General features: G+C 44.0%; 10 protein-coding genes, 1 tRNA gene and 1 pseudogene. 9 read left to right on the plus strand and 3 right to left on the minus strand.

The genetic code is table 11. The annotated features are described in order from the left end of the window. Positions 1-18: 18 nt before the first annotated feature. Both EWV66_RS12895 and petJ read right to left on the minus strand, forming a co-directional pair. Positions 19-1,628: pseudogene (locus EWV66_RS12895) on the minus strand (DUF3352 domain-containing protein). A gap of 116 nt (positions 1,629-1,744) precedes the next feature. Further along, positions 1,745-2,065 carry a cytochrome c6 PetJ gene (petJ, locus tag EWV66_RS12900; RefSeq protein ID WP_002732729.1) on the minus strand — a complete coding sequence of 107 codons (321 nt, stop codon included), beginning with the start codon at positions 2,063-2,065 and terminating at the stop codon, positions 1,745-1,747. Positions 2,066-2,257: 192 nt separating this feature from the next. Between petJ and petE the strand changes: the two genes are divergently transcribed. From petE to EWV66_RS12925, 5 genes are all read left to right on the plus strand, one after another. Then, positions 2,258-2,635, plus strand: a complete 378-nt coding sequence (petE, locus tag EWV66_RS12905; protein ID WP_002762125.1) for a plastocyanin — start codon at positions 2,258-2,260, stop codon at positions 2,633-2,635. A gap of 348 nt (positions 2,636-2,983) precedes the next feature. Further along, positions 2,984-4,711 carry a succinate dehydrogenase/fumarate reductase flavoprotein subunit gene (locus tag EWV66_RS12910; protein WP_287107588.1) on the plus strand — a complete coding sequence of 576 codons (1,728 nt, stop codon included), beginning with the start codon at positions 2,984-2,986 and terminating at the stop codon, positions 4,709-4,711. An 83-nt stretch (positions 4,712-4,794) separates the two neighbouring features. Beyond that, positions 4,795-4,868, plus strand: a tRNA-Met gene (locus EWV66_RS12915). A 69-nt stretch (positions 4,869-4,937) separates the two neighbouring features. After that, positions 4,938-5,828 (plus strand): hypothetical protein, encoded by an 891-nt coding sequence (locus EWV66_RS12920; protein WP_287107589.1) that lies wholly within the window; start codon positions 4,938-4,940, stop codon positions 5,826-5,828. Positions 5,829-5,844: 16 nt separating this feature from the next. Then, positions 5,845-6,198, plus strand: a complete 354-nt coding sequence (locus EWV66_RS12925; RefSeq protein ID WP_052275384.1) for a hypothetical protein — start codon at positions 5,845-5,847, stop codon at positions 6,196-6,198. Positions 6,199-6,265: 67 nt separating this feature from the next. Here EWV66_RS12925 and EWV66_RS12930 read toward each other — a convergent pair whose 3' ends face one another. Next, positions 6,266-6,505, minus strand: a complete 240-nt coding sequence (locus EWV66_RS12930; protein ID WP_287107590.1) for a hypothetical protein — start codon at positions 6,503-6,505, stop codon at positions 6,266-6,268. 313 nt (positions 6,506-6,818) lie between these two features. Between EWV66_RS12930 and EWV66_RS12935 the strand changes: the two genes are divergently transcribed. From EWV66_RS12935 to EWV66_RS12950, 4 genes are all read left to right on the plus strand, one after another. Continuing rightward, positions 6,819-7,484, plus strand: coding sequence for a DUF3782 domain-containing protein (locus EWV66_RS12935; protein ID WP_287107591.1), 666 nt, complete (start codon positions 6,819-6,821; stop codon positions 7,482-7,484). Between the two features lie 101 nt (positions 7,485-7,585). Next, complete coding sequence (locus tag EWV66_RS12940) at positions 7,586-8,620, plus strand: hypothetical protein (RefSeq protein WP_287107592.1); 1,035 nt, start codon at positions 7,586-7,588, stop codon at positions 8,618-8,620. A 93-nt stretch (positions 8,621-8,713) separates the two neighbouring features. Beyond that, on the plus strand, positions 8,714-8,932 hold the full coding sequence (locus tag EWV66_RS12945; protein WP_287107594.1) for a DUF2283 domain-containing protein: 219 nt from the start codon (positions 8,714-8,716) through the stop codon (positions 8,930-8,932). Positions 8,933-9,040: 108 nt separating this feature from the next. Further along, positions 9,041-9,237, plus strand: a 197-nt coding sequence (locus tag EWV66_RS12950) for a DUF433 domain-containing protein (RefSeq protein WP_287107595.1), incomplete at its 3' end; no start/stop codon positions are given.

Raw genomic sequence — 9,237 nt, forward strand, 5'->3', positions numbered from 1 at the left:
CTGATAACTGATAACTGATTAAGACTTCACTCCCAAGTTAAAGAAAATCGTTCCCCGACGCACAGAATTTTCACTACCTTGGCTGCTAATAGTAAGAGAACGCAGATTATTAAATAAAGGCTTAATCGATAATTCTAACACCCGCACGATCGGAAATTTCGACTCAATAACTGGTTGCAATTGTCGCCAATCGACGTAAAAATAACCATCATTTTCTGCGGGTAAAGCAGTAATTGCCTGTCGAAACTTACCACTACTTAAAATGGGGTTTTTCTGTGCAGATAAAGCTAAACCCATCGCTTCCACAGAACTAGCGATAATTTCATAATTATCGACTCTAGTATGCACTCCCGTCACGAGCGTCTCTAGTTGCGCTTTTCCTCCCGGGACCGCCGTGGTTAACTTTGTCCAAGCTGTCACCGTTCGATCGAGTAAAGGCAGATTAACCACATTATAGCCGCGACTGCGGGCCAACTCATCCAAATGCTCGATCGCACTGTCCACCTCTACCCCCATCACCCGTTCCCCTACAAAAACACTATCGGGTTCCATCCCCTTTGAACTAGGCACGAGAGCGAGGCTATATTCGCCTCTAACCCAGCTAAAAACGTCTTCAGGCAAATTTAAACCTAAAGGCGACTGGAAGCGGTTTAAGACCTGTGTTATTAATTCCTGTAGGGGACTATCTGCTTCTAACCCCTCCTCTACCTGAGTCCAAAACTAGATAAAATTGGTGCTTGGTCATCCTGTCCTAAGACTCCAATTAAGGCGGTTTGAGCGACTATTCCCCCGGATTTGAGGGTAAAAGCCGTGGCTAATCGTTGTTTTGCTTCGGGACTCTCCGGGACGGGTTGATTAGCGATCCAAGCCGATAAAGGAGGTAAATTGCCGTAAACGATAGCTATACGCGGTTCGGTGATATTTTTGAGAGCTTCTCGGTAATCAGGGCTATTTTTTAGGTTTAAATCGGGTACTTGCACGTTATTAAGGGCCTCGCGCAAAACCTTGATATTATTGGCAAAAAGCACCGTATCACCCACCACGGCACTAGCGAGAAAACGATTATTATCTCCCGCAGTCAAGGGACGTTGATAAATCAGGTTAACTCCCTTGTAGGGTTCAAAAACCAGGTCAAATTTGCCCGAAACCGCCTGTTTTGAGTAGGAAGCTTGCAGAAATTCCTTAGCGCGTTCACCATCTTTACTTTGAATTGCCAAAAGATAACCCGGTTGGATACCATTATCGGTATCACGATCGAAATCTAGGGAAGTAACAGCGAGAGTAATTTCCTCCCCTAACCAGGGTTTGATTTCCTTTTGATAATTTAACCCCGTTTTACCGAGCAGACTTTTTTCTAAATCCTTAATTTCTTGGTGGGAACGTCGTCGATTAGCCGGTGTAGCGATTAATTGACCAAAAGACTCTAAACGTTCGGGATTGACCAGCAAGGATACCATAACCGGGGCCTGTTTCGGCACAAAAATCGCCGCCATCGGTTCCCGCAGCACCCCACCTTTGAGCAAAGACAGAGGACTATCGGCGAGAATCCAAGCAAAACTGGCTGTAGCGACTCCTAGGAGAATGATTACCGTCGCACCTAAAATATAGAAAAACGATCGCAATTTCACAACCTTGTCCCGAGATGAACCATTAGCTATTTTAAGCCAGCAATTGACCCAAGAATTTCGATCGCTACAATTCTTACCAGACTGACAACCGATAACTGGCCACCGATAACTAATTTTTACCAGCCTTTTTCCGCTTGAGCGAGGACATAATTAGCTACAGCTTCGATATCTTCAGCGCTGAGACGACCACCGAAAGCGGGCATCGCCCCCATACCTTTGGTAACTTGGGTAACGATAGCTTCAACGGAATCTTTGCCGTATTTAACTAAATCTTCTTTTTTCAGGGTTTTAGCGGCATTAACCACGTTTTTACCGCCCATGTGGCAGGAAGCACAGTTAGCACTGAAAATCGAAGCCCCATCAGCTAAAGCGGGACGAGCCATACCGAATGTAACCACAGCCAAGAGCAAGCACAGGGAAATTAATAGTCTTTTCACGATTGGTTCTCCTCTATTTCTTAAGAAATTCCCCAACCATCGTCAGAAAAAACCGGTTTTCTTGTCAAAAGACAAGCTGTCAAACTTGGTGTAGAATAAATCAATGGGACAGTTAAAAGCAAACTTTTACTTTTTTGTCAAAAGACAGGCTGTCAAACTTGTCATCTTCCCTCGTGTAAAGGATTAACAAGCATGAAAAAATTAGGTTTATTGGTCGCTACCCTGGTGCTAGTCGTCTCTAGCTTCTTCTTCAACACTGCCGCCGCTGCTGCGGAAACCTTCACGGTGAAGATGGGCGGTGATGCAGGTACACTACAATTTGATCCCCCCGCCCTCACTATTAAAGCAGGAGATACGGTGAAATGGGTCAATAACAAACTTTCTCCCCATAACATAGTTTTCGATAGCACCAAGGTTCCCGAAGCCCAGGCTGCTAAATTATCCCATAAAGGTCTGGCTTTTTCCGCCGGGGAGTCCTTTGAAAGCACTTTCAGCGAACCGGGTACTTACACCTACTACTGCGAACCCCATCGCGGTGCCGGTATGGTCGGAACGATTACCGTTCAGTAATTATCCGATTTTAACCAAAAATAACTCGCGGTTAACTGCCGCGGGTTGTTTTTTTGGGGTGTGGGGTGTGGGGTGTGGGGTGTGGGGTGTGGGGTGTGGGGAGAATCAATAAAAATAATCTTCTGCCTCCTGCCGGCCGCCTCCTATCTCCTATCTCCTGTCTCCTGTCTCCTGTCTCCTGTCTCCTGTCTCCTATCTCCTGTCTCCTGACTCCTATCTCCTGTCTCCTATCTCCTATCTCCTGTCTCCTATCTCCTGACTCCTGAAATATAAAGTCTCGGTTACAAAACTGACTTCCGAGCAATTCTCACCCCACCATAGAAACAGAAGCCCCTAGAAAAATCAGCCATGAAAGAACACGATGTCGTTATAGTGGGCGGTGGGTTAGCAGGATGCCGCGCCGCCTTAGAAATCAAACGCCTCAACCCGACTATCGATGTTGCTGTCGTTGCCAAAACCCACCCAATTCGTTCCCACTCCGTCGCTGCCCAGGGAGGTATCGCCGCCGCCCTGCAAAACGTTGACCCCAAAGATAATCCCAAGGCCCACGCCTACGATACTGTCAAAGGTTCCGATTTTCTGGCTGACCAGGATGCAGTGGATATTCTCACCAAAGAAGCCCCCGAAGTTATCATCGAATTGGAACATCTAGGCGTGTTATTCTCCCGTCTCGAAGATGGACGCATTGCCCAAAGAGCCTTTGGCGGTCACAGCCATAACCGGGCCTGTTACGCCGCCGATAAAACCGGTCACGCCATGCTGCACGAATTAGTCAGCAATTTACGCCGTAATCAGGTAAAAATCTACGATGAATGGTACGTTTTACGCCTTATCCTCGAAGAAGGTACGGCCAAAGGCGTGGTTATGTACCAAATCGCCACCGGACAGATAGAAATCCTCCGGGCAAAAGCAATTATGTTCGGGACGGGGGGCTATGGTCGCGTTTATAACACCACCTCCAACGATTTCGCCTGTACGGGGGACGGTTTAGCTTTATCGGCAAAAGCGGGTATTCCCCTAGAAGACATGGAATTTGTCCAATTTCACCCCACGGGACTCTATCCCGTCGGTGTTTTAATCTCGGAAGCGGTCCGGGGTGAGGGTGCTTATTTAATCAATAGCGAAGGTCGTCGTTTTATGGAAGATTACGCCCCCTCGCGCATGGAATTGGCGCCCCGGGACATCACTTCCCGGGCCATTACCCTAGAAATTCGCGCCGGCCGGGGGGTAAATCTGGACGGTAGCGCCGGGGGTCCCTTTGTCTATCTGGATTTACGCCATTTAGGTCGGGAAAAAATTATGAGTCGCATTCCCTTCTGTTGGGAGGAGGCCCACCGTCTCGTCGGTGTCGATGCGGTAGAAGAACCGATGCCTGTACGTCCTACGGTTCACTATTGTATGGGCGGCATTCCCGTTAATACCGATGGTCGCGTTCGCTTAAGTGCCGATACCCTCAGCGAGGGCTTTTTCTCCGCCGGGGAATGTTCCTGTGTCTCTGTCCACGGGGCCAATCGTTTGGGCAGTAATTCCCTGTTAGAATGTGTGGTCTATGGCAGAAGAACTGGCAAATCGATCGCTAAATACGTCGAAAAACGCGCTTTTCCCGTCTTTAATCCCGATATTTACCTTCAGGATGCTAAAGAGGAAATCACCGCTCTATTGACCAAAAAAGGCACGATTCGCATCGGTCAACTACGTCAGCAATTCCAAGACTGTATGACCCAACATTGCGGCGTTTTTCGCACCGAAGCGACCATGCGCGAGGGAATTAAACAAATCGGCGAATTAAAGCGCCAATACGAGCAGATTTACCTGGATGATAGGGGGGATTGCTGGAATACGGAACTAATCGAGGCCTGGGAATTACAAAGTCTCATGGTGGTGGGGGAAATTATCCTCACCTCTGCCCTCAATCGTCAAGAAAGTCGAGGGGCCCACTCCCGCGAGGATTTTCCCCAACGGGATGACCAAAATTTCCTTCAGCATACCCTCGCCTATTATTCCCCCTCCGGCATCGATATCGACTATATGCCCGTGGTAATTCAGGATTTCACCCCCGTGGAACGTAAGTATTAACCTCTGGTCGGACGGTAAATGTAAAGGAATATTACAAACTCCTTGGCATTTACCGAGATTTAGTTCTATACTAAATAAAGCAACGCGGGATAGAGCAGTCTGGTAGCTCGTCGGGCTCATAACCCGAAGGTCAGTGGTTCAAATCCGCTTCCCGCCATTAACCTGAGTTAGTTCTGATTGACAGGTTTTCGATTTCTAGGAAATTTGGATATACGGGAGTTGAAAAATGAGTAATACAGGTGAGAACCGAAATCCCGATTCTGAACAAAAATCGATGCCGTCGGTTCCCGCACCTCCGGAAGAAGCGGTGGTTCCTAATTTTTTTGATAAATTTTTCATTGCAGTTACAGCTTTTGGTTTTGGACTGGGTACGGCTATAGCTTTGTTGCCCAATGTCATACCTTTGCCAATCATACCATCTATTTTTTTTGGCACTGGAATAGGTGCATTGGTTTACCGATTTATGGGAGGGTTTAAAGATGATGATTCCTTACAAACCCAGGCAATAAAAATTTCAGGGAGTCTTGCTTCTCTACTAAGCTCTATAGTAGTTATTAATCTTTTGCTAGAAGGGCAGTTAAAGCAATATATAGCCCAACATATAGAGTTAAAGAAAGGAGACCAAAATATCTATTATGTAGAGATAGAAAATAAAGGGATTAAAATAGGTGAACTAAATCAAGAAGACTTTAATAGTAAGGGCTATTATGATATTAATAATGTTTCGATTGTTAGTGCTATTTCAAGACTAGCATCAACCTCAAAAGAAGGCTACAATCATCCAGTTTTAGAAAGAATCAGAATCGAATGTGCCAGAAATCAGGGAATATGTCAACCGAATAAAAATCAATTTACTTTGATAATTCATAGCATTAAACCGGAAACTGAACTTCCAGGAGGATCAGCTATTGGATGTTTAAATAGTGATGCATTTTGGATCGGCAATGAAGATTTATATATCTACCAAACCTCCGATAAAGTTGACAAAATCAGGATTGAAAAATTTGGTCAATGTTTAGACGAGGAAGGTCAAGACAAAAAAGTTATAATTAGTCAAAAAGATGCCGATCATCTAAACTTAAAGCCCGGGGTAAAAATCAAAGCTCGTTTTCAATAAAGTTAATAGGTAAGCCATGAAAAAAACAATTTTAATTCTCTGGTTTCTTCTTGGGATTCCTGCAATCGCTAGGGCAGAGCAATGGGGAGTAGTATTCGGTGGTGATCGAGATATTAACGAAGCTCAGTATGAAATAAACCGTGCGAAGAAAAATCGCCCTCCCTATTCAAGTGCGGTTCTTTTCTATCGATCTGGATGGTATAGAAGTGTGATTCTTTTCCAAGGAAAAAAGGAAGCACAAGCTGCCTTAACTAATATCCATAATCAACTTCGTCAAGGCTCTTATGTCGTTAATGTAGATGATTGGTGTCCTAATTGGCAATCTAATCGAGTAACTTCTAACAAAATTAGTTTCTATAGGTGTTTATAGCCTTCATGTCCATTTAGCGCAGAGGGCTAATGGCGTTTTTGCTCCATTTTTACTACTCACCGTTCGCTTAATTTTTTAAGATATGAGGTAAAAGCCCAATTCCTAGGGATTGTGCGTCACTTTTTCCCATAGCGTCAGGATTTGCTTTGATAGGATAGATAATCTCTCCGTTACTTTGGATAACGGGGGTTGCTTGGGTAACATCCTGTAAACCCTGCCACCAGCGATCGCCCCAAGGGTTATCGAAGACAAAAAAACCGTTTTTTTTGAGGTAGTCCTGTAGAATAGCAGTTGAGAACGTAAGCATTGAAAACATAAGATTTTCCCCACTTCAATAGGTTGATACTTGCTATGAAAAAATCTGGGGTATGTGCTAAGGCAAGAGGTCTAATTAAAAAAAATTGCATAATAAAAAGCTTATTGGCTAAGGCTTTCAGCTTTGGGGGAGGCTTTGGGGGAGTGGGGTACCCCAAACTTTTCGAGGAAAAAAATTGCGATTTTTGGTCGGGATGGTGTCGGATTTATCCTGTCAGCAAGTGATGGGTAAAAGAACGATAGCCTCTCAACCAGCCGAGTTGCTAGAATAGGATCGGCTTTGCTCAAATAGACAAGAACACGCCATGTCAGAAGCTATTACGATCGCCGATATTTACAAACTGTTTGAAAGAACCGAGGCTCAATTTCCCGAGTTCCAAAAAGAAGCCGAGCGCCGCAATGCTGAAGCCGAGCGCCGCAATGCCGAGGCTGAACAACGAAATGCCGAAGCCGATCGCCGTAGTGCTGAAGCCGATCGCCGCCGGGCTGAAGCCGATCGCACGATGGAAGAATTGAAAAAGCTGGTACAAGCCACCACCGAAGCCGTCAATAACTTAACTACCCCTTTGTGTCTTTTTATAGAAGAAATGGTAGAGCCGGCGGTTGTGCAGTTATTTCAAGAGCGGGGGATTGATGTCACCCAAACCATGAGTCGCTTAAAAAGTAAACGTCCCGGGGCAGCGATGGAAATTGATATTCTGGCGGTGAATGGCAGTGAGTTAGTGGCGGTGGAGTGTAAATCTCGACTCTCGAAGGATGATGTAGATGACTTTCTCGATCGATTACAGCGATTTAAGTTAGCCTTTCCCCAATTTCGAGACTTTCAGGTTTATGGCGCAGTAGCGGGGATTGAAATCGATCAGGGCATAGATAGTTATGCTTATCGGCGCGGTTTATTTGTGATTAAGCAATCAGGAGAAACGGTTAAAATCATCAACGATGTTCAGTTTCGGCCCCTAGGTTTTCATTAGAAAACAGGTTTCTTAAAGAAACCCGTTTTCTGGGGGTGTTTTTCATCATCCCAAAAAATAGACTAAAATAAGCTATCCCTAACCTCTACCGATCTAATCCCATGCCTAAGAAGAGTTATGGCGAAACTGTTGAAAAAAGGGTCAAACGCTTGTTTGAAGTCTTATTAGATCATGTGGCTCACTGTCAATGTGAGGATAATGATTGGGGAGTCAAGCTGGCTCTAGGGGAAGAGGGGAAACTTTTGCGGGTTGAGACGAATTTAGCGGCTTTAGTACGCTTGGCAGAGCAGAAAGGGGAAAAATTGACCAAAGATCAAGTTAGGGACGCGATTAGCCACTATTTGGCCGATTATCTAGGCATTCTTCGGGATGAGCGTTTCAAACAGCAGGGGTCGGAGGAATGGCGGTTCTCCCTAACTCTGTGGGCGAAATGCGGCGATAAGACAACAAATTTGACTAAATTTTCGGAAGAGTGGCATAAAAGGCGCTCTGAACCCTCTAAAAAAGCGATCGCTAAACCTGAGAAAACCGCCGCGCCTCCTGTTACTGTTACTGCTTTAATGGATACTAAGCCTCAAACCGAAGCAAATCTGCAACTTCTCACATTTGATTTAACTGGAAAAGTCGAACAGCTTACAAGGTCAGAACAGTACTATGCAATTCTCACGGACATTGTCACAAAAAAAGACATCCTGAACGACTTATATGTTTCAATTGGAGAGGGAGACTTTGTTTACGCATGGATTACAAGAATATTTCATGAGGCTAATTTAGATAAAAAGCCTAAAATTAGTAGGCTCATACTGAAAAGATTGAGTGATGAACTTATTGATATATATATCTCAACCAATCGATTATCGATAAACTTTAAAAATAAGATTAATCGAAACCTTGAATTTATACTTGAGGATGAACAACTGAGGCAAAATAATGTAGAAATAGAAATTAAATATTGGCATACTTTTCCAAAGTTTCATGGTTATTTATATGGTGACGATATGTTGCTCGGTGAATGGGCAAATGATGCTAAAGGTTATATTCATGTAAAATCTCCTTTGTATTATACAAACAGGCAGTTTTTCCCTAAACAATATGATTTTATCAAAAATATTTTTGAAGAAAACTCAACATTTTGATATTGAATAAATAGACAACAAAGCGTTGAGGGTTGTCTTACTCGAAGATGGTATCACAGTTCACAATGCTTTTTTTGATAGGAATTTTAAGCCATGAAAATGACCTACTTTCAAGATACGGACACTCTATATTTAGAGTTCAATAACAATCCTATTGTCGAGACTCAAGAAATCAATGAAAATACCTTAGTCGATCTTGATAAAAATGGGAATATTTGTGCAATCACCTTGGAACACGCCAGAAGCTTAACGGATCTGAATGCTTTTTCCCTAGAAACTATTGTCGCGCCTGAATTAGCTTCAAGTTTATAAGAGTTGTCATAATAAAATTATTCTATAAACCTTGACGTGATATAATATATATGACATTCGGGCGCAGATGCCTTGTGACCCTATAATCGGACAAATTCGTTATTATCAATGACAACAACTTTAATCAATCACATTGAAATTACCCCAGAAACCTGTGGCGGTAAACCGCGCATCGCAGGTCATCGGATCAAAGTCCAAGATGTCGTTATTTGGCACGAACGCCTGGGAATGTCACCCGATGAAATTGTTTATCATTATCCCAGCATTACTTTAGCTGATGTTTACGCGGCCCTTTCTTACTATCA

It is taken from the genome of Microcystis sp. M_OC_Ca_00000000_C217Col (genome assembly GCF_007095585.1).
GTDB classification, from domain to species: Bacteria; Cyanobacteriota; Cyanobacteriia; order Cyanobacteriales; family Microcystaceae; genus Microcystis; species Microcystis panniformis.